This window comes from Acinetobacter rathckeae (genome assembly GCF_015627125.1).
In the GTDB taxonomy this organism is placed as follows: Bacteria; Pseudomonadota; Gammaproteobacteria; order Pseudomonadales; family Moraxellaceae; genus Acinetobacter; species Acinetobacter rathckeae.
The window spans coordinates 1-20,752 of record NZ_VTDO01000004.1 but is presented as its reverse complement, the minus strand read 5'-3'; the positions used below and the strand labels follow the sequence as shown (position 1 = coordinate 20,752).

Sequence of the window (20,752 nt, the reverse complement as noted above, 5' to 3'; positions counted from 1 at the left end):
ATAAAATTTAGAGGTCTAGACGAGATAGTTGCTGAATATCAACAGACTGAGCATTGTCCTTTAAATAACCCAGTAGCTCTATAAAATGTGCTGTTTTTTGATGGGCAGTAAAAGCCTCTGCACTGTGCCAAACTTCTTGAAAAATAAAGCAAGCCTGTTCAGTCTGATCTTGAAACAAAGAATACGTAACATTGCCAACTTCTGCCCTAGAAGGTTCTAGCATTGCAATGAGCTTTTCTTTTGCTTCTGTTTCTTGCTCAATCGGGAATCTAATTGTTGCTAAAATATTTACAGAACTCATAAAACCTCTCCAGTTGAATAAAGATTAAAACTCAGGCTTTTCACCAGGTTCAGAGATAGAAGGAGGTACTCCTTTAACCCCTGAATACACTACAATTAATACTGCACCATCAGCACCTGTAATCCCTCTATGTACATGATTCACCGATTCAGTAAACCCTTCACCTTGTTTATATGTTCGGCTATGTCCCGATTTATCTTGAATCGTAAGTGTGCCACTTAATACATAACCCGCATTTGGATAAGGATGCTCATGCCATGGAAGTACAGAATTAGGTTTTAAATTAAATTTAAGTACAGAGAGCTCAGGTTGACCATTAGGATACTTTTTATATTCTGAGCCATCCCACGCATATTGTGTTCTCGCCAAAATATCTACTTTTGCCGACTCAGTATTTTCATGGGCAGGAGTGGCATATACCCCACTGCTCGCAATAATGAAGGGTAAAATTTTGATCAAGGAAAGTTTTTTCATTTCACATCTCAAATGAGAATAAGGTAGAACTGAAATATAGTAAATGCCGTCCTCGACTGTATTGTAAAAATACGAACTGTTAAAAATATACGTTCATAACAATAAATGACGTGTTATTTATGGCTCATGGCTTAAAGCCATTTTTTTATAAAACATGGCACTTTCTTGATGCTCTGTCACAAAACAAGTTGGAGACATACCTGTAAAGCCACTAAAGTCTTTAATAAAATGTGATTGGTCATAATACTCATCTAAATACCGTTTACTTAAATGAGGTGAGTCTTGAAAAAGTATTTTTTTAACTGTGTGTTCAAATCGAATCAGTTTTTTCGCTTGTATGAGTGTCAAACCTGTTACGAGCTTAACCGTCTTTTGTAGATGTCTTTCACTATAGCCAATATTTTTCACAATATCAGACAGTGATCGTTGACTGGAGTTATAGTACATTTCATCTAAAAAAAACTTTGCTAGATCAATTTTTGGTGCACGCTGTACTTGTATCACTTGCTGTAGGAAATGCTCAATAAGATTTATTTTTTCAGACATCTTATTGGTATTTAAAACATTTTCACGCATAGAATAAAAATTCTGTCCCCATACATCATAAGGACTAATTAAAGTCTGATAGTCACTTTCCACGTCGCGTGTAAAATAATTAATACTCCCTAAACGAAAACGTATTGAAATAAAACTGACAGGCTCATCACACATAAAATGGACGGGTGCATGGCGTGGCCGAACCAAAACACTATCAGCATAGTATGATTGATGTGGAGCTTCGCTATCCACCACCATGATTTTTTGATTAAAAATAAACAGCTCGCAACCTGAACCAGGTGGGAGAATAGGAAGAAACTGAATATTTTTGCAATACCAGTACTTACTAATATATTTACTCAGTGCAATAGATGGATTAAAAAAATAAGGTGTGTTCAAAGAAATATCCTTCATATCAAGTTTAGAAGAATGCATCTCCACTTTGCATCTGTAATTGTGGATGTATATCAAACCTAACCACCCCCAAATATACACCTTTAGGGATAATCTTTTGAATCATTTCAACACCTTTATAGCCAAAGCCACCACATAGCTCGATCGTGGTATAACCTTCTGCAAGCATTTTTTTGACCTGTCGAACAGCATCTTCATATGTACTTACACCCACTGTGGTCAGTGTCATTGATGGCGTGATGATGCTTTTAAAATTATCTGCGTTTTCAATATGATCTACTGTTAGAAATAGGAAAACAGCCTTCATTGTAATATCCAAATACTGATCGAAGAAATCATCTTAAAGTGTTATTACTTTTTAATATTGTAAAAATACGAACCTATTTCACGACCACTGGCGAGTTTAACCCTATTTTTATACATTTCACTGTTATATTTTTGATGGTTTGAGTATGACCAACTAACTTATTGCAAACACAGCCATTCATCTAAAAAGACAAAATGAAGTGGCTAAAAATAGATACCATAGGAATGCACTATAGCAATCGAACATATTTAAAACGTTGAGTTTAAATTCAAATAAAATTTAGGAAAATTAAGGCGTTATTTTATTGATGAAATATACATCGTCTAACCCTGTTAGACTTCATTTTAGGTTATTTTTTTAAAGAAAAATAACGCCCTAAATGAACCGATGACTAGCATCGTCCACCAAAAGGTGAAAGCTGTGCTCTTTTTTCAACAGTACCATCTTTATTGGCTTTATTATAGATACCACAAGGTTGCGTATACGAGTCATTTTTTTTATTTGGGTATTTCAATTCATTTTCTATTTTTTGAATTGCGACGCTTTCAGGGGTTTGTGAGCCATTATGTTGAACTGTACTACATGATGCCAAAACACCTACAGTGATCGCCATCCATATAATTTTTTGCATTTATCTCTTAAAAATCTGACCATAAGATATATTATATTACTATCAAATAAACGCAAAAGCACCGGACGCTTTACTTCAAAGGCTTTTAGGTTTTGCAAAAAATATGGAGTAGGTAACAATAATAAAAATACTTTTCATCAAAAGATATTAAGCACAAACACGTTTTGCAGGAAACATAATTTTATAAATCTGTGCATTATACTTTGAGCATAATGTATAGCCATTTTTAATACCACCAAGCGCAATAGCAATTTTCTGGCTTGCTAGGTTTTCATCAGCCACAAGATAAGTAAACTGATCAACCTCTAACTCTAAAGATGCCCACTCCATCAGTGCTTGTACAGCAGCAGTACCATACCCTTGGCTATGACGTTTTTCTTTAATCCACACGCCTATTCTAGGGTCAATCAAAATTCGGTGTAACCCAACAAGCCCTAAAAACTCATTATCTTTACGGTCACGTACAGCAAAAACAATTTCAGAGCCTTTTTTTAAATGATCAGCCCATGCTCGCCATACTTTTTCAAAATCATACAGGTCTTTAGGTGGTTCCCAACTCATAAATTTGGCTAAATTAGGAGTAATGGCATCAAAGGCCTCTTCTGCATCATGTTCTGTGAACACACGCAACACCACTTGCTCAGCAATAATTTCTACATTATTTCTTAAAATCATAGCAGTTGTTCAAATTGGTTTGATATTGAGCGTTAGCTTAACCACCAACTGTGACAACGGATTGACGAATACATTTAGAAATAAAAATTGTATAAAAAATAACATGCCTTGCCCCAATAAGGAGCAAAGCATGTGGCTTTACAATGTATTAAAACAAAGCTTTATTTAAATCGAGTACATCTTTCATGTCATACTGCTTGGCATCACGACCAACAACCCATGCCGCTGCACGTACCGCACCTGAAGCAAAGTTCATACGATTGGTGGCTTTATGAGTCACTTCTACACGCTCGCCTTCACCAATAAACATCACTGTGTGCTCACCCACAATATCGCCACCACGAATGGTTTCAAAGCCTATAGTTTGACGGTCACGTGGGCCTGTATAACCTTCTCGACCATATACAGCCACTTGCTTTAAATCACGGCCTAAAGTGTCAGCAATCGCCTCACCCATCATCAGTGCTGTGCCTGACGGTGCATCTACTTTATGACGGTGATGTGCTTCAATCACTTCAATATCTACGGTATCTGCAAACACTTTAGCCGCAAGCTCTAAAAGTTTAATAGACACATTCACCCCAACAGAATAATTGGCTGCATAAACCACAGGAATATGCTGTGCGGTTTCACGAAGTAATTGCTTTTGCTGATCGGAAAAGCCCGTCGTACCAATGACCATGGCGACACCTGCTTCACGGCATAATTTTAAATGCTGTTCAGTGGCTGCAGGAGCTGTAAAGTCAATCACCACATCAAGCTGTGGTAAAACTGCTGCCAAGTCGCCAGATACTTTCACACCAAGTGAACCGATACCTGCAAGCTCACCTGCATCTGCACCAATCAAAGAGCTTTCAGGACGCTCAACCGCTGCAGCCAAGACACAACCTGCTTGCTGTACAGCTTGAATTAAAATACGGCCCATACGACCGCCTGCACCTAAAACACCAATACGAGGTAAATCAGACATCATCTTTTCCTAAATGATCTATTTTTAATGCGCTTTACTATAACAAAACTCAAGCCGTGTATGTTCTGATAATAAAAAAACCTGCCATTTAGGCAGGTTTTTTTTATGTAATCACATTAATCAAATAAGCGATCAATAAACGATTTTTTCTTTTCGCCATCTTGTTTTTCTGAACTACCGCCTTCCATTGTCTCTTGTAACGCTTTAAAGAGTTCACGTTGACGACTTGTCAGGTTAACAGGTGTTTCCACCACAACACGGCAAAGTAAGTCACCGACCATACTTGCACGAACAGGACGAACCCCTTTACCACGTAAGCGGAATACTTTTCCACTTTGTGTACCTTCAGGAATTTTAAGGCTCAAACGACCATCTAGGGTTGGAATTTCAATCTCTTTACCTAAAGTCGCATCAACAATATTTACAGGCACATCCATATACAAGTCTGCACCATCACGTTGGAATACTTCATGCTCTCGCACAGCTACTTCAACGTATAAGTCACCTGCTTGACCATCACGAATGGCTTCGCCTTTGCCTGTTAAGCGAACACGATCGCCATTATCAACACCTGCAGGAATGGTCACTTCTAAAGTTTGTTGACGGTCTTTAACCCCTGCACCATGACAGGTTTTACATGGGTTTTTAATAATTTTGCCTAAACCATGGCAAGTACTACAGGTTTGTTGTACAGCAAAAAATCCTTGTTGTATACGCACTTGACCCGCACCATGACAGGTAGGACAAGTTTCAACATCTTTTGGATTTTCAGAACCTTTACCATCACATGAGCTACACGGCGCAGGTGCTGTAAAAGTAATGGTTTTTTTCACGCCTTTAACGGCTTCTTCCAAAGACAGCTCAAGTACATAACGTAAGTCTGAACCTGTACGCTGACGTTGTTGCTGACGGCGACCACCACCGAAAATATCGCCAAATTGGCTAAAGATATCTTCTGCGCTAAAACCGCCACCAAAACCACCGCCGCCAAAGCCACCACCTGCGCCACCGCCTTCAAATGCATTGTGTCCCATGCGGTCATACATGCTACGTTTTTCAGCATTAGAAAGAATGTCGTAGGCTTCTGTTGCCTCTTTGAATTTTTCTTCAGCTTCTGGGTTATCTGGGTTACGGTCTGGATGATACTTCATCGCCAACTTGCGGTAGGCTTTTTTAATTTCATCATCACTTGCGGTTTTAGCAACAGCTAAAACTTCATAATAATCACGCTTAGCCATAATCGGCGACGCTCCTTACGGAATTCAAAATAGATACAAAACTTAATTGGTATCTTTGGGGCATCTCGATATTTTTAAAGGGTAAAAATAGATAAAAAGATAAATTTCTAAAAAACAGCTTTGTGCTTTAAGTATTTAAAAAAGCCTTTGCAAAATGCGTTCAGTAAAAGCATCCATGCAATAAAACAAAAAATCACACCCACAATGGTCACACCAGTCACCCATTGGTAAGCATCCCACGTGTAAAAATACAGTGGGCTAAACCATAAACCACCAAATAGAGTAATCACAAAAAATAAAGTGGTATTGCGCATCACCCAGAGGGCTTGAGTTTGAATCCACACTTCCGTGCCATCGCTGTTGGCGACTTTAGAAGCCAATACATAGGCTAACACACCTGTCACCACGGTAAATAAAGCAAAAAACATACACACGTAAGCCAACGTCATTAAACGGCGTTGCTGTTGAATACTTTTTTGCCCCATGTCTTTTAAACCTTATTCACTCTTGATTTTTGTTGAATCGACTGATGAGCTTCTTTCTTTTTTAAACACAATCGATTACCGTTTACTATAGGACAGTTTCAGCATTTTATCATCTAAAAATCACAAAAAATGTCATAAAAACGCATATCAAGACCTACAAACTGTAAATAATTATTTCGCCCATTCCTTGTATTTTCAGCTATGCTAAATTGAAAGGGAAAACCACCTTATAGATCGTCCATGCTAGACCAATAGCTAAAGGTTTTTATTGCCAAATTTGCTATGGTTAATTCAAGGATTGAGGCAGACGTTCTAGTCAATAAAAAATCAAACTCCAATAAAGGAATGTGTTATGGCAACAAATGTTGATACTCCACTTCGTGAAGATGTACGCCTTCTGGGTAACTTACTTGGGGAAACCATCAAAAAGCATGTCGGAGAGGATTTATTTAATCAAGTGGAGCAAATTCGTGCCCTTGCCAAAGATGCAAGCGATGGGCAAGTCGAAGCTGAAAAACAACTTGAAGCCCTGTTTTTAAATTTAGATGATGATGCGTTTCTGCCAATTACCCGTGCATTTACCCATTTTCTAAAGTTTGCCAATATTGCAGAACAATATCATGTGGTTCGCAGTCGCCGTGAGGCCGAAATTAAAACCAATCAGGCCAATCCGCTACAGCCGTTGTTTGACAAGTTAAAGCAGAACAACATCAGCCAAGAACAACTGTTTCAGCAAGTATGTGACCTCAACATTGAGTTAGTGCTTACTGCACATCCTACTGAAGTCAGTCGCCGTACACTGATTCAAAAATACGACAACATTAACCGTTGCCTAGAAACGCTCGACCAAAAAAAATTAACGCCAAGTCAGCGCACAAAAACCATTGAAAATCTTAAGCATCTGATTTGTTCAGCATGGCATACCGATGAAATTCGCCAACAAAAACCAACCCCGTTAGATGAAGCAAAATGGGGCTTTGCGGTCATTGAACAAACGCTGTGGAAAGCTGTGCCACGTTTTATTCGTGAGCTCGGTGACCTTGTTGAAGACAAATGTGGGCAACGCTTACCTATCGATGCCACGCCAATTCGCTTCGCCTCTTGGATGGGTGGTGACCGTGATGGCAACCCGAATGTGACCCACAAAGTCACACAGCAAGTGCTTTGGTTTTCTCGTTGGCAAGCCACTGACCTCTACTTACGTGATTTAGAAAGCTTACGCTGGGAATTGTCTATTCAAGAGTGTACGCCTGAGTTACGCAGTGCATTAGGCAATGACCATGCCGAACCCTACCGTGAATATTTGCGTGCCACACGTGAGCGTTTATTGGTCACTAGACAATGGCTTGCAGACAAAATGCAAGGCAAAAAAACCGCAGATGATGACGCACGTTTAATTCACCATAAAAATGATTTACTCGACCCGCTCATGCTGTGTTACCGCTCACTCCATGACTGTAACTTGGCTGAAATTGCCAACGGTAATTTGCTCGACTTTATTCATCGTGTGCATTGTTTTGGTATTGAACTACTCAGACTGGATATTCGCCAAGAATCAGGTCGCCATCGTCAGGCCATTTCTGCCATTACTGAGTATTTAGGTCTAGGTCATTTCGATACATGGACAGAACAAGCACGACAAAACTTTTTGCTCAATGAGCTACAAAGTAAGCGTCCATTATTGCCTAAAGTCATTCAAGCATCTGAAGAAGATCTCATTAATCACCCAGATGTGAAAGAAGTGTTTGCCACCATGCGCACACTGGCAGAGCAACCAAAAGACTCCTTAGGTGCTTATATTATTTCAATGGCCGAGTATCCAAGTGATGTGTTGGCGGTATTACTTTTACAAAAAGAAGCAGGCATTGAAGACCCATTACGTGTTGTACCGTTATTTGAAACACTCAAAGATTTAGATGGTGCGGCTGAAACCATGGACGCACTGTTTAATATGCAATGGTACAAACAGCATATTCAAGGCAAACATGAGGTCATGATTGGCTACTCAGACTCGGCTAAAGATGCAGGCTTTATGTCTGCCAATTGGGCACAATACCGTGCACAAGAAGAGCTGACCGATGTCGCGAAATCCCACGATGTTCGCTTAACGCTGTTCCATGGCCGTGGCGGTTCAATCAGCCGTGGTGGTGCACCAACGCAACAAGCACTGTACTCGCAACCACCAGGTTCTATTTCTGGTGCAATTCGAGTCACTGAACAAGGTGAAATGATTCGCTTTAAGTTTGGTGTAGAAGACATTGCACTACAAAACTTAGAAATTTATACCGCTGCAACACTCGAAGCGACCCTACTTCCACCACCTGTGCCTAAACAACAGTGGCGTGATTTAATGGATCAAATGACTGAAACATCAGTCAAGTTGTATCGCCAAACGGTGCGAGAAAATCCATATTTTGTAGAGTATTTACGTACAGTTACTCCTGAGCTTGAACTGCAAATGCTTCCGCTAGGTTCACGCCCTGCAAAACGTAAAGTCAGCGGTGGTATTGAATCCTTACGTGCTATTCCTTGGGTATTTGCATGGACACAAATCCGTTTAATGCTTCCTGCTTGGTTAGGTACAGGTGCAGCATTAGATGAAGTGCTTGATGAAAATAAAAAAGCACAGCTAGATGAAATGCTAGAGCAATGGCCGTACTTTAAGACCCTCATTGATATGCTCGAAATGGTCTTATCTAAATCTGATGCAGAAGTTGCACAGTACTATGAAATGCGTTTAACAGATAACCCAAATCTGCATATACTCGGCCAAGAGCTTCGCCAACGCTTACAAGATGCAATCGACACGTTATTACGCTTAATTGGTGAGTCTGAACTCTTGAGTCAAAACGAAGTGTTAGATCAAGCCATGCGTGTACGTAAAACCTACCTCATGCCATTGCACCTGTTACAAGCGGAACTCATGCGTCGTCGTAGAGACTACCTAAACCATCATCAGGCTGAACATAGTCCTGTAGACCATGCCCTCATGGTCAGTATTACAGGTATTGCCGCAGGCTTGCGTAATACAGGTTAACACTGTGTAAAGTCACTTTTTCACATATCGGGAATATTTTTATTCCCGATATTTTTTGAGTAGTTTAAAGAATTCTTCAACTTCAGTCGCATCATAGGTATCTGCCTGAAGTACATGATTTCTTAAATGTGCTTCTATCAATTCATTCATTAAACCATTCACTGCCCCTTTCACAGCAGCAACTTGTTGTAATACTTCTAAACACTCTTTGTCTTTGTCATGCACAGTTTTATGCACTGCATTGACTTGACCTTGCAATCGATTAATACGGTTAATAATTTTCCGATCATTATGTAAGTGACTCATAAAGTAGACACCCTCCAGAAAAATATATACTATATGGGGTATAGTATATTAGTGTTTTCAACAATGAAAAAGGCTTCATCAACAACACTTGTGCAATCTCAGCATGAGCATGTCTTTGATCACGGTAATCCACTGGCCCAAAGAAAAATACTGATTGCAACGTTATTTACGGCAATCATGATGGTCATTGAAATTATGACGGGTATTTTATTTAATTCAATGGCTCTCTTAGCCGATGGATGGCATATGAGTTCTCATATGGTGGCACTCGGACTCGCCTATTTTGCTTACCATGCCGCAAAACATTACGCCAAAGACTCACGGTTCTGTTTTGGTTCTTGGAAAATTGAAATTTTAGCAGCGTATAGCAGTGCAATTATTTTAATGATTGTTGCCATCATTATGGCATTTAGCTCTATAGAACGTTTGTTTAATCCTGTCGCTATCGAATACAACGACGCCATTATGGTGGCCTGTATTGGCTTAATTGTGAATCTGATTTGTGCTTGGTTATTGAAAGAACAACACCACGACGGTCACGGTCACGGTCACGGTCACGGTCACGGTCACGGTCACGGTCACGAAGATTTAAACCAAAAAGCAGCCTTTTTGCACGTCATTGCTGATGCGGCGACCTCTGTTTTTGCAATTATTGCGCTTTTTTCTGGTAAGTATTTAGGATGGGATTTTCTAGATGCAATACTTGGAATTGTTGGTGCAGTTGTTGTCGCTAAATGGTCATGGGGACTCATGCAACAAACATCTAAAATACTACTAGATGCAGAAATGGATAACCCCTTAACCACACAAATTTTACAAGAGCTAGAAAAATATGATTATTTACAAGTGACAGACTTACATCTGTGGCAAGTCGGTGCAAAAAAATATGCATGTATTATTGCACTAGACACGCACCAAGCGACACTCACACCACAACAAATCAAGTCACTCATTACAAGGTACACCCCAATTGTACATAGCAGTATCGAGATCAATTTAAGGTAAAGCCATTTGGCTTTCCTTAAATCAAACCGCGACCATCATTAAAAAAAATATTAAAAAATGGACTCAATACCCAAATAGAGACCTTCTCTTTATTCTTGTAAAATAAAAATCTTTTAAAACAACTGGGCTTAGCACATTTAAAAAAAACCATATTTTATCAATCGTTTATAACAATCAATAAAACAAATATAATCTAATTTTAAAATTATAAAAAAATCACTAGAATCACGAAACAACCCAGCAGATATGTCAGGAAAAACATGTATTTAAAGAATGCGATTGCCTGTGCAATACTTATTGCCCCTAGCCTATTTTCATCACAGATTATGGCAGCAAATGTACTTACCCGTGATAATGGTGCACCTGTCGGTGATAACCAAAACTCACAAACGGCGGGTGCAAATGGGCCAACGTTGCTACAAGATGTTCAACTTATTCAGAAACTACAACGCTTTGACCGTGAGCGTATTCCTGAGCGTGTCGTACATGCCCGTGGTACAGGTGCACATGGTGTATTTACCCCATCAGCAGATATTTCCAACTTAACCATGGCCCAAGTATTTAAACCAGGCACGCAAACACCTGTATTTGTTCGTTTTTCATCTGTAGTACATGGTAATCATTCTCCAGAAACGTTACGTGACCCTCGTGGTTTTGCCACTAAGTTTTATACACAAGAAGGCAACTGGGACTTAGTGGGTAATAATTTCCCAACGTTCTTTATTCGTGATGCGATTAAATTCCCAGACATGGTTCATGCATTTAAACCAAGCCCGAAAACTAACCTTGGTGATATGTCACGTACTTTTGACTTTTTCCAACACATTCCAGAAGCAACACGCACGTTAACGGAATTACTTTCAAACAACGGTACACCTGTAAGTTACCGTTTTATGGATGGTAACGGCGTACATGCCTATAAATTTGTCAATGCACAAGGCCAAGTCCACTATGTGAAATTCCATTGGAAAAGTCTACAAGGCACAAAAAACCTCACACCTAAAGAAGTACCTGTGGTTCAAGGGCAAGACTTTAGCCACATGACCACAGACTTAGTGAACAGCATTAACCGTGGTGAATACCCGAAATGGGATTTATACATTCAAGTGTTGAACCCCGAAGACTTGGCTAAGTTTGACTTTAACCCATTAGATGCCACCAAAATTTGGCCAAATATTCCCGAACATAAAATTGGTCAAATGGTACTCAATAAAAATGTAGAAAACTTCTTCCAAGAAACCGAACAAGTGGCAATGGCACCGTCTAATATTGTGCCGGGGATTGAGCCTTCGGAAGACCGTTTACTACAAGGTCGTTTGTTCTCTTATGCAGACACACAAATGTACCGTATTGGCGCAAATGGCCTGAGCCTACCCATCAACCGCCCTGTGGTTAAAACCAACAATGGTAACCAAGATGGTGCGATGAACATCAACCAAACCACATCAGATGTCAACTACGAGCCAAGCGCACGTCAGCCTCGCCCACAAGCGGCTTACGCACGTTACAGTCAGTTGCCATTATCGGGTACAACACAACAAGCGAAAATTCAAAAAGAGCAAAACTTTAAACAAGCAGGTGAGTTATACCGCTCATTCTCAGTAGCAGACCGTAAAGACCTTATTCAAAACTTTGGTGGTGCTTTAGCAGGTGCAGATGAACAAGCGAAGTATAAAATCGCATCATTCTTGTATAAAGCAGACCCTGAGTATGGTACTGGTGTTGCAAAAGTTGCTAAAGCAGATGTTAACCGTGTGAAAGCGATGGCAGCACAGCTAGAAGATTAAGGCTTTAACTTGCTTGATTTCGTGATATGCCCACCTCTGGGCATATCATTTTTTCTTATTCTTGTGAGTCATATATGAAATATATTTCTGGACTATTATTGGGCCTTACCCTCACCTTCTCTCAAGAGACCATCGCATCTACGCCAAAGATTGCTGCAAATACCCAAGAAACTTTACAACAATACTATTTTGATGCCGCACGTGATGGCAACATGGCAATGCTCAATGAGTTTATCCACGCAGGCTTTAATTTAAATACTGCCGATGCCAAAGGCCATACTGCACTGATTTTATCGGCCTATCATGGTCATAAAGCCATGGTAGAGCGTTTACTTGAAGCTGGTGCAAACCCATGTCAGCAAGACATTAGTGGTAATACCGCATTGATGGGGGCAATTTTTAAAGGTGAGTTTAAAATTGCAAAACGCTTAATGCATGCGGGCTGTTCACCGAATCAACAAAATAATGCAGGTCAAACAGCCAGTATGTATGCTGCTTTATTTCAGCGCAAAGAGATTTTAAATGATTTAATTCAAAGTGGTGCAAACACACAATTAGAAGACCATCGTGGTAATCGTGTCTCTAACCTCAGTCAGGGTGAGTTCAAATAAGACACTCCCCCCTTTCATCTTAATATTTTGTTGGTTTGGCTCGATATTTTTGCTCTAAAATATTATTAAAAATACTTTCAATCATCCATACACGATACAAGCTATTAAAAGTATAGGTTCGACCATCTAGAGACAACACCAATACTGGAAAATCGGGCTGATCTTTTGAAGCACAAATAGCATCATTGTCTTTTAACTGTTGTGCAATATCTAAATCTGTCAGTTGGTCTATGGCGAGTTTTTCTTTTATACGCATAAAGTGCGGGCTGTAAGATAGGTCTTTTCCTCTTGCCCAAACAGATTTTAATATGCGATACATGGCATCTACACGCTGCTCTTCTGGAACGCTATAATACAGCTTGGCCATGTCCAACACCGACTTTTCTGTCGGACGACAAAACGGCGTAAACTCTACTTCAGCACGTTTAGACAAACGGGTGGCTAAAGCCCAATCAAATTGATCACGCCCGTGATAACTCAGTGGATGCACATTAAGTTGAATATTATAGTAGTCTGCTAAATCTTCTTTAATATAAGCCAATAATAACCAACTGATTGGATCTTCTAAGGCCAAATATAAATCTAATTTAGGGTGCATGGCCTGTATATTGGCAAGGTCTTCTGCATCGCCCATCAAATGTTCTCGCCACTCAATGTGATTAATCAAAAAGATTGGGTTATCTGTGAGTAATTTTTGTTGTTTTAAACGGCGGGTTAAACGCAATAAGTTATCTACAGCATTGTATTGGCGATCACCAAATTCAAAGTAGCTAAACAACAGTGGTTCATCATTAAAAATACGCTCTGGGAATTGCTGTTCTTGGTGCTGTCTGCTTGCCATAACGTACAAGGTACGTAACTTGCCATATTGTTGTTGCCACAACATGTGGAAGACATCTTCAAGTAAATATAAAAAATGCTCATCACGTAATGGAGTATTTTTTAAAATGGTCTGTGCTTGTTTTAATGCATCTGCATTGGGTAATTCAGGTTGGTCATCATAACCAAAGCCATGCTGCTTGGCCAAAATTTTTGCATCATTTAAAGCATATTTTTGCCATTTTTCTTGGCTCATGCCATTAGGTGGCTCGCCCACTTGGCTCGAAATAATAATCTTTAACGGCTTAATTTGATCACTTAAAATTTCATTGAGCTGCGTGAGTTGCTGCACAATCAGGTAACTATACACGTCATCTAGGCGTAAGTGTATGCTCAGTCCTTGTTCTATCGATAGCACATCTTGGCGTTTGGGCTGTTGATAAAAGAGCCTTGATCGAACAGGGTCAAACCATCGGCGGAAAAAAGACATTACTTAAGCCTCTATTGAGAAATCTGTGTTGCGTTGTTATACACAAAAATGGTTAACAACTGATGATGCATCAGTTTAACAAAAAATAAGCGGGGCTTTGCGGGATTTCACGCTAAATTATCATTTTTTATTAAGATTGTTTTTATTGGTTATCATGGTAACAAGATTTAAGTTGCCATGACGCAGGCTGTGCAACGTCATGGCAATATCTTCAATTTTACAAAGTACGTACCGCACCTTTTGCTGCACTGGTGGTATGTTGTGCATAAATTTTAAGTGCTTTCGATACTTTACGAGGACGCTCTTCTTTAGGCTGCCAACCGTGTTGCTCTTGAACCACACGGCGTGCTGCCAATGTTTCATCATCAACACGTACATTCATCGTACGGTTTGGAATATCAATATCAATGATATCGCCATCTTCGACTAAGCCAATCGCACCGCCTTCTGCCGCTTCTGGTGAAATGTGACCAATCGATAAGCCTGATGAACCACCCGAGAAACGGCCATCTGTAATAAGCGCACATTCTTTACCTAAACCTTTCGATTTTAAGTAACTGGTTGGGTACAACATTTCTTGCATGCCTGGTCCACCACGTGGGCCTTCGTAGCGAATCACCACAATATCGCCGGCTTTAATACGCAAGTTTAAAATGGCATCAACAGCAGCATCTTGGCTTTCAAATACACGCGCTTGCCCTGTAAATTTCAAGATTGAATCATCAACCCCTGCTGTTTTTACAATACAGCCATCGAGAGCAATATTACCGAACAGTACAGCAAGGCCACCATCTTGTGAAAATGCATTGGCTGCGTTACGAATCACACCTGTTTCACGGTTGCCATCGAGTGTTGAATAATAGCGGTTTTGTGAAAAAGCAGTTTGCGTAGGTATACCACCTGGTGATGAACGATAGAACTCGTAGATGTCTGCATTTTCAGTAGAAATAATATCCCACTTGTTAATGGCATCGGCTAAAGTTTTTTCGTGTACCGTACTCACATCGGTGTTTAATAAATTAGCACGTGCAAGCTCACCTAAAATGGCCATGATGCCACCTGCACGGTGTACGTCTTCCATGTGAACGTCTTGTTTTGCAGGAGCAACTTTACACAAGACAGGTACATGACGAGAGATACGGTCAATATCAGCCATAGTAAAATCTACGCCTGCTTCACTTGCCGCTGCCAATAAGTGTAATACTGTATTGGTTGAACCACCCATAGACACATCAAGTGTCATGGCATTTTCAAAAGCAGCTTTAGTCGCAATTGAGCGCGGTAAGATGCTATAATCATCTTGCTCATAGTGGCGTTTTGCTAATTCAACAATCAACTCACCTGCACGTAAAAAGAGTTTTTCACGGTTGGCGTGGGTTGCCACAATTGAACCATTGCCCGGTAAAGATAAACCAAGCGCTTCTGTTAAACAGTTCATTGAGTTGGCTGTAAACATACCTGAACATGAACCACAGGTTGGACATGCAGAACGTTCAAATTCTTTGACTTCTTCGTCTGTATAACTTTCATCTGCTGCCACAATCATGGCATCGACAAGATCAATCGCTTTTTCATTTCCACGGAATTTGACTTTACCCGCTTCCATTGGGCCGCCAGATACAAAAACTACAGGAATGTTCAGACGCATAGAAGCCATGAGCATACCTGGGGTGATTTTGTCACAGTTAGAAATACATACCATGGCATCGGCACAATGGGCACTCACCATATATTCTACTGAGTCTGCAATCAAATCACGTGATGGCAATGAGTACAGCATGCCATCATGCCCCATCGCAATACCATCATCTACTGCAATGGTGTTAAATTCTTTTGCAACACCGCCAGATGCTTCAATTTGTCTAGCAACCAGTTGACCTAGGTCTTTGAGGTGCACATGGCCCGGTACAAACTGAGTAAATGAGTTAACAACGGCAATAATTGGTTTACCAAAGTCGTCGTCTTTCATACCTGTTGCACGCCATAAGCCACGTGCTCCAGCCATATTTCTTCCATGTGTTGATGTTTTTGAACGATAATCTGGCATGTGTTTTTTCCAAATGTATGCTTGAGATGGTCACAATCTCTGGCTAAATAATACTTCTGTAAGTATGAAATATAGTCAAATAATGCACCATCATACTATGAAGTGAGTCTGAATCAGAATAAATATCTGGTCATGCTCAATGCATTTACAATACCTGTACTGAACTACAATTCAGCAAAATGAGGGTACTGCGTGCATTGGCGTGTCATGGTCGATATTGAAAATCACGCATATTGGAAGAAGCAATACCTAAAAAGATAGGTCGGGTGAGCTTTCATCATTAAAGCCAACTTTAAGTGGGTTAAACTTAAAGGCGTATTCTCAAAATCTAAGAGTTAATGAGCTGCGGTGGTCTCGGATAAAGCGCCGATATTCTCATTTATTCAATTTAATGTCTTGTGTTCCATTCTATAGAACAGTTGTATTTTCTAAAAGCTAAAAAAGAGCATACTGCCCCAATACTGCACAAAACTTATATGAATATTTATTGTTAGTACTATGAATCTTTTTTATATGAAAAAAAAGCACCCTATATTTGGGTGCTTTTTAATACAATTAACTTATTTCCAGTCAATCACCACGCGGCGGTTAGGTGCATTACAACTTATATTTAAGTGTTGTCTTTGCTCACCTTTACACTGTTCAAAACGAGACGTTTTACTTTCGGCTGCAACATTAATCACATTTTGACTTACACCTAAACTCACAAGCTGTTGTGCCACAGTATAGGCACGCTCTTTAGAAAGTTTTTGGTTATAACTATAGCTACCGATTGGGTCGGTGTAACCTGTAATTGTTACATCTTTTGCAGATGATTTTGTAATGGCCGTTGCAATCTCTTGTAAGGGTAAAGATGTTTGCTCTATGGCTTTCGCATCTGATTTGTCATATGCAAACAACACATAAGCCTGTTGAGGTGCTTTTACTTCAGGAACAATCACGGGTACAGGAACAGGTACAACCGTATTATTTACGCCCCAATCCATTAACCCCTGACATTCTTCACCTTTCCATGACAAGCGTTCACCGATATTATGCTTATCAAAGTCAATACGAAGCTGACAACGCTTATAGTCATTACTATTTGGCTTATGTATATCTAAAACATAGTTCCATGTTTTTACAAAGAATATACCTTCATTAAATTGTGGATTACCCAAAATATGACGGTATTGGTCTTTGGTCAAACCTGTATCTAAGTTAGCAACTGTTGCATAAGTATAGCGTTGTACTTGCTTTAAATAGCTTTTGCTTATGTCTGGAAAACTAACCTCTGAAGTTTCTGCATAGACATGAGCCGTTGTAAGTATACAGCCAAGTAAGAGCGTCAAACCACATTGTTTTTTTGATGTCATTTTCATTTATATTACTCTCAAAATGTTGAATTAAGAGGAAGATGCAACTTACACCTTCCTCGAACATATTGGTTTTGAAATTAATCAATCACACCACTAATACCAACACGGAATAATGGTGAACCTGTGTTACCACCGGCCACACCACCTGTCATTGACCAACGACCATTATCTGCTGTACGTCTAAGGGTTGCACCGACAGCACCTTGATTATTGTAATACGATGCACCTGCAGCATAGGTCCATTTACCTGGAACATATGGTGCATTTTCTAATGCAGCAGTTGCGGCAATACCTGCAGACAATTTATCCTCAAGCTTGTTTATACGATTATTTGTATATGCAAAGGCTTGATTTAAGTTGTTTTCGACATTACCTACACGGTTGTCTACAGCAGTCAGTGCATCACCTAAGTTGTTGTAGGCACTACCTGCTACACTATAGCTAGGTGCTGTAACTTGACCAGTACTACTATCTACCGTCGATCCACCACCGAGATAGGTTGCAAGGTTACTGTTTGCAGTATAAAGCTGACCTGCATTCACAGCATCTTTAGAACTTGCAGCCACTGTGCCTGATGCAACATTAGTCACTTTTTGACTACCTGCATTAATGCCTGTGCTATCTACAGAGACACTACCTACACTTAGCTGACCTGTTTTCACACTGCTTACATTCAGGTTGTCTGCTGTTGCTACTTGATAGTTAGTACTGCCATCTGTGTTTTTACTGCTGGTCACTACAACGTTATTGCCTGAACTAACGGTAGATTTTGCTTGAGTTGCTGCAGTATTGACGCTCGCGATCGCATCACTAATGGTGCTTTGACCTGTACCACCAATGTTACTTGTGCTGACTGTACCATCAGCATTCACTGTTGCATTACCACCAATCACATTCGCAACACTGTTTGATACACCAGCAAGCTGACCACCATTCACTGCATCTTTAGAACCTGCAGCAACTGTACCATTAGCCACATTGGTAATGGTTGTACCGTTACTACCACTACCTAAAGTGATTTTGTCTTTATTGACTGTACCATCGGCATTTTTATCATATTGCACTGCATTGTTTGCTAAGTTATTCACGCCACTTGAAACATTACTAATTGCAGAGTCGAGTTGGCCTTTATTCACAGCATCTGTATCTACTGTACCCGCTGCAACATTGGTCACTTTCGTACCTGCAGCATCAATACCGCTGGTGGTTACACTTGGGCCATTCACAATGGTTAAACCATTTGAGCTTAATGACACATTTGAACCGACCTGCACACCGCTATTGCTCACCGTGGTATTACCTGTAGTTAGACTGTCTGCAACCAAATCTTTGGCTGTAGCTACTTCATAGTTGGTACTACCATCTGTGTTTGTTGATGATGCAACTGTAACATTTTGTCCAGCAGATACTGTAGTCTTCGCTTTCACAGCTGAACCATCTGCATTTTGTACCGCATTATCAAGTGCATTTAAGGCATCTGCAATGGTATTTTGACTACCGCCAGCAACTGTGTAAGTTGGGTTGGTAATTGAACCATTGCCATTTACAACAGCACCACCACCTAGAATATTGGCAACTGAAGCTGTACCTGCATCAACCTTCGTATTTACAGATTTAAGCTGTGCCACATTCACTGCATCGGTGTCTTCATAACCTGCAGCTAAACCTGTAATTTGGCGTGTTACTGTAGAACCATCACCAACCGCAACAGAGCCCGTTGTAGACTGCCAAGTTGGGCTTGTTTCAGATGATGCTTGTTTTGTGAGAACATCATAACCTTGAACTTGACCTGCATTCGATGTACCCGAACCTGTACCCAACACCACAGATCCTGCTGTAGTTTGCGTCACATTATTACCCACAACAAAAGTGTTATCTGTTGATACCGTATTATTGTTACCTAATACGTAGCTTTCATTGCCAGTCACTGTACTTGGGTCACCAAAAGCACCTGAGTTATTACCAGATACAGTGTTTCCTGTACCAATACTGATCGACTGTGTACCCGAAGCAGTAGAACTATCACCAATCGCAACAGATGATGCACCTGAAACCGTTGAACCTTGACCAATTGCAACCGAATTCGTCGCTGCACTATTTGCCAAAGTATTATGACCAAGTGCAATACTGCTATTTGCACCATCTGCCACAATTGCATTCACACCAACTGCTGTAGAGGCTGTTCCACCTGCACTTGAATCATCTGTAGTACCAATGGATCCTTTAGTATGTTCACCATTAGTATGTGCGTATTTCACCCCTTCAGTATTCATCTTCTGCACAGTTTGTGAAATAGTCAATCGATCTGTGGTTTCTTGGCCACTATTGTCATAAGTCAAAAATAGTGAATCTGTATTGCTATTATTCAGATTTGTGTTGACCACTTGATTGCTAATATTGACGGCTTGACCAGATGCATCTGTCACACCAGTAATATTATTTTTGATTGCTGCAGTCAACTGACTTAAATTTATAGCATCTTTGTCTTCAGTTGCATCTGCAACATTACTCACTTTTGTACCAGCAGCATTAATACCAGATGTTGTAATACTCGGGCCATTCAAAATCGTTAACCCTGTATTACTAATCGAAGTATTACCTACTGTTAAGCTATCAAAGCTTGAGTTTTTATCTAGCCCCACCAGTAGGTTGCCATCACTGTCTGTAGTAGTTTTTACATTCGCAGTACTGTATTCGCTATCCGCTTTTTCACCTGTGCCTTTAATGGTTAAGGTTTCACCCAGTTTCTTAGCGATCGTGTTACCACTGTTGGCAGCAAAGTTAAGCCCTGCATTGGTTAAACTACTGCTAACCGCATCAAGCTGACCTTTGGTCGCCGCATCTGTTGCCGCAGTACCATCTGCAACATTGCTAATCACAGTGTTGGCCGCATTAATACCATCTTTGGTTACGCTTGGGCCACCCACAATCTTGAAGCCATCTGCTCCATACACTGCTTGAGCGGTTACCTTACCATTGCCATCTGTTGCTGTAACTTCTGTCCCTGCCGCAGTGAGGTTGCTGGTATTGCCTTTGGCATCTGTTAACAAGTTACCTGCAGCTGTGGTTACTGTGGTATTCCCTGCTGCATCTTTTAGGCTTGTACCACCTAAACCGTAGTTTGCAGTAGCACCATCTGTACCCTTAATATTTGTACCTGAACCTGTTAAGGTCGCTACATTACCATTGGCATCTGTGGTTTTTATACCATCGTTATTTAAGCTGGTATTCCCTGCTTTCAGACTACCATCTGCACCTAA

At 40.3% G+C, this 20,752-nt stretch carries 17 protein-coding genes and 1 pseudogene; 4 read left to right on the top strand and 14 right to left on the bottom strand.

Annotated features, from left to right (window positions below; all coding sequences use genetic code 11):
* Positions 1–7 precede the first annotated feature (7 nt).
* The 9 genes from I2F31_RS07630 to I2F31_RS07590 all read right to left on the bottom strand — a co-directional run bounded on the left by I2F31_RS07630 (position 8) and on the right by I2F31_RS07590 (position 6,032).
* Positions 8–301 (bottom strand): putative quinol monooxygenase, encoded by a 294-nt coding sequence (locus tag I2F31_RS07630; RefSeq protein WP_195768809.1) that lies wholly within the window; start codon positions 299–301, stop codon positions 8–10.
* A 24-nt stretch (positions 302–325) separates the two neighbouring features.
* Positions 326–775: a cupin domain-containing protein gene (locus I2F31_RS07625; RefSeq protein ID WP_195773681.1), complete on the bottom strand. Its 450-nt coding sequence runs from the start codon at positions 773–775 to the stop codon at positions 326–328.
* Between the two features lie 117 nt (positions 776–892).
* Positions 893–1,711 carry a helix-turn-helix domain-containing protein gene (locus I2F31_RS07620; protein ID WP_195773680.1) on the bottom strand — a complete coding sequence of 273 codons (819 nt, stop codon included), beginning with the start codon at positions 1,709–1,711 and terminating at the stop codon, positions 893–895.
* Between the two features lie 22 nt (positions 1,712–1,733).
* The gene (locus I2F31_RS07615; protein WP_195773678.1) at positions 1,734–2,033 is read right to left on the bottom strand and encodes a DUF6506 family protein; all 300 of its coding nucleotides are present in this window, start codon (positions 2,031–2,033) and stop codon (positions 1,734–1,736) included.
* Positions 2,034–2,424: 391 nt separating this feature from the next.
* Positions 2,425–2,664: a hypothetical protein gene (locus I2F31_RS07610; RefSeq protein WP_195773677.1), complete on the bottom strand. Its 240-nt coding sequence runs from the start codon at positions 2,662–2,664 to the stop codon at positions 2,425–2,427.
* Between the two features lie 147 nt (positions 2,665–2,811).
* Positions 2,812–3,339: a GNAT family N-acetyltransferase gene (locus I2F31_RS07605; RefSeq protein WP_195768814.1), complete on the bottom strand. Its 528-nt coding sequence runs from the start codon at positions 3,337–3,339 to the stop codon at positions 2,812–2,814.
* Between the two features lie 148 nt (positions 3,340–3,487).
* On the bottom strand, positions 3,488–4,309 hold the full coding sequence (dapB, locus tag I2F31_RS07600; RefSeq protein ID WP_195768815.1) for a 4-hydroxy-tetrahydrodipicolinate reductase: 822 nt from the start codon (positions 4,307–4,309) through the stop codon (positions 3,488–3,490).
* A 116-nt stretch (positions 4,310–4,425) separates the two neighbouring features.
* Complete coding sequence (gene dnaJ / locus I2F31_RS07595; RefSeq protein WP_195773675.1) at positions 4,426–5,547, bottom strand: molecular chaperone DnaJ; 1,122 nt, start codon at positions 5,545–5,547, stop codon at positions 4,426–4,428.
* A gap of 107 nt (positions 5,548–5,654) precedes the next feature.
* Positions 5,655–6,032 carry a hypothetical protein gene (locus tag I2F31_RS07590; protein ID WP_195768817.1) on the bottom strand — a complete coding sequence of 126 codons (378 nt, stop codon included), beginning with the start codon at positions 6,030–6,032 and terminating at the stop codon, positions 5,655–5,657.
* A 352-nt stretch (positions 6,033–6,384) separates the two neighbouring features.
* Here I2F31_RS07590 and ppc point away from each other — a divergent pair, with 352 nt between their 5' ends.
* Positions 6,385–9,069, top strand: coding sequence for a phosphoenolpyruvate carboxylase (gene ppc, locus I2F31_RS07585; protein WP_195768818.1), 2,685 nt, complete (start codon positions 6,385–6,387; stop codon positions 9,067–9,069).
* Positions 9,070–9,108: 39 nt separating this feature from the next.
* Here the strand turns inward: ppc and I2F31_RS07580 are convergent, their stop codons facing one another.
* A complete protein-coding gene (locus I2F31_RS07580; protein ID WP_195773673.1) occupies positions 9,109–9,375 on the bottom strand; it encodes a metal/formaldehyde-sensitive transcriptional repressor in 267 nt (88 codons plus the stop codon).
* 63 nt (positions 9,376–9,438) lie between these two features.
* On the opposite strand from I2F31_RS07580, the gene dmeF reads away from it, so the two are divergent.
* The 3 genes from dmeF (at position 9,439) to I2F31_RS07565 (ending at position 12,778) form a co-directional block, all read left to right on the top strand.
* Positions 9,439–10,380 carry a CDF family Co(II)/Ni(II) efflux transporter DmeF gene (gene dmeF, locus I2F31_RS07575; protein ID WP_195773671.1) on the top strand — a complete coding sequence of 314 codons (942 nt, stop codon included), beginning with the start codon at positions 9,439–9,441 and terminating at the stop codon, positions 10,378–10,380.
* A gap of 326 nt (positions 10,381–10,706) precedes the next feature.
* Positions 10,707–12,167, top strand: coding sequence for a catalase (locus I2F31_RS07570; RefSeq protein WP_228285100.1), 1,461 nt, complete (start codon positions 10,707–10,709; stop codon positions 12,165–12,167).
* 74 nt (positions 12,168–12,241) lie between these two features.
* A complete protein-coding gene (locus I2F31_RS07565) occupies positions 12,242–12,778 on the top strand; it encodes an ankyrin repeat domain-containing protein (RefSeq protein WP_195768822.1) in 537 nt (178 codons plus the stop codon).
* A gap of 19 nt (positions 12,779–12,797) precedes the next feature.
* Here I2F31_RS07565 and I2F31_RS07560 read toward each other — a convergent pair whose 3' ends face one another.
* From I2F31_RS07560 to I2F31_RS07545, 4 genes and pseudogenes are all read right to left on the bottom strand, one after another.
* Entirely contained in the window at positions 12,798–14,087 is a 1,290-nt protein-coding gene (locus I2F31_RS07560; protein WP_195768823.1) for a hypothetical protein, read from the bottom strand.
* Between the two features lie 217 nt (positions 14,088–14,304).
* Positions 14,305–16,134: a dihydroxy-acid dehydratase gene (gene ilvD / locus I2F31_RS07555; protein ID WP_195773668.1), complete on the bottom strand. Its 1,830-nt coding sequence runs from the start codon at positions 16,132–16,134 to the stop codon at positions 14,305–14,307.
* Positions 16,135–16,694: 560 nt separating this feature from the next.
* A complete protein-coding gene (tpgA, locus tag I2F31_RS07550; RefSeq protein ID WP_195768825.1) occupies positions 16,695–17,495 on the bottom strand; it encodes a trimeric autotransporter adhesin/peptidogylcan-associated protein TpgA in 801 nt (266 codons plus the stop codon).
* A 74-nt stretch (positions 17,496–17,569) separates the two neighbouring features.
* Positions 17,570–20,752: pseudogene (locus I2F31_RS07545) on the bottom strand (trimeric autotransporter adhesin AtaA); the annotation flags it as partial.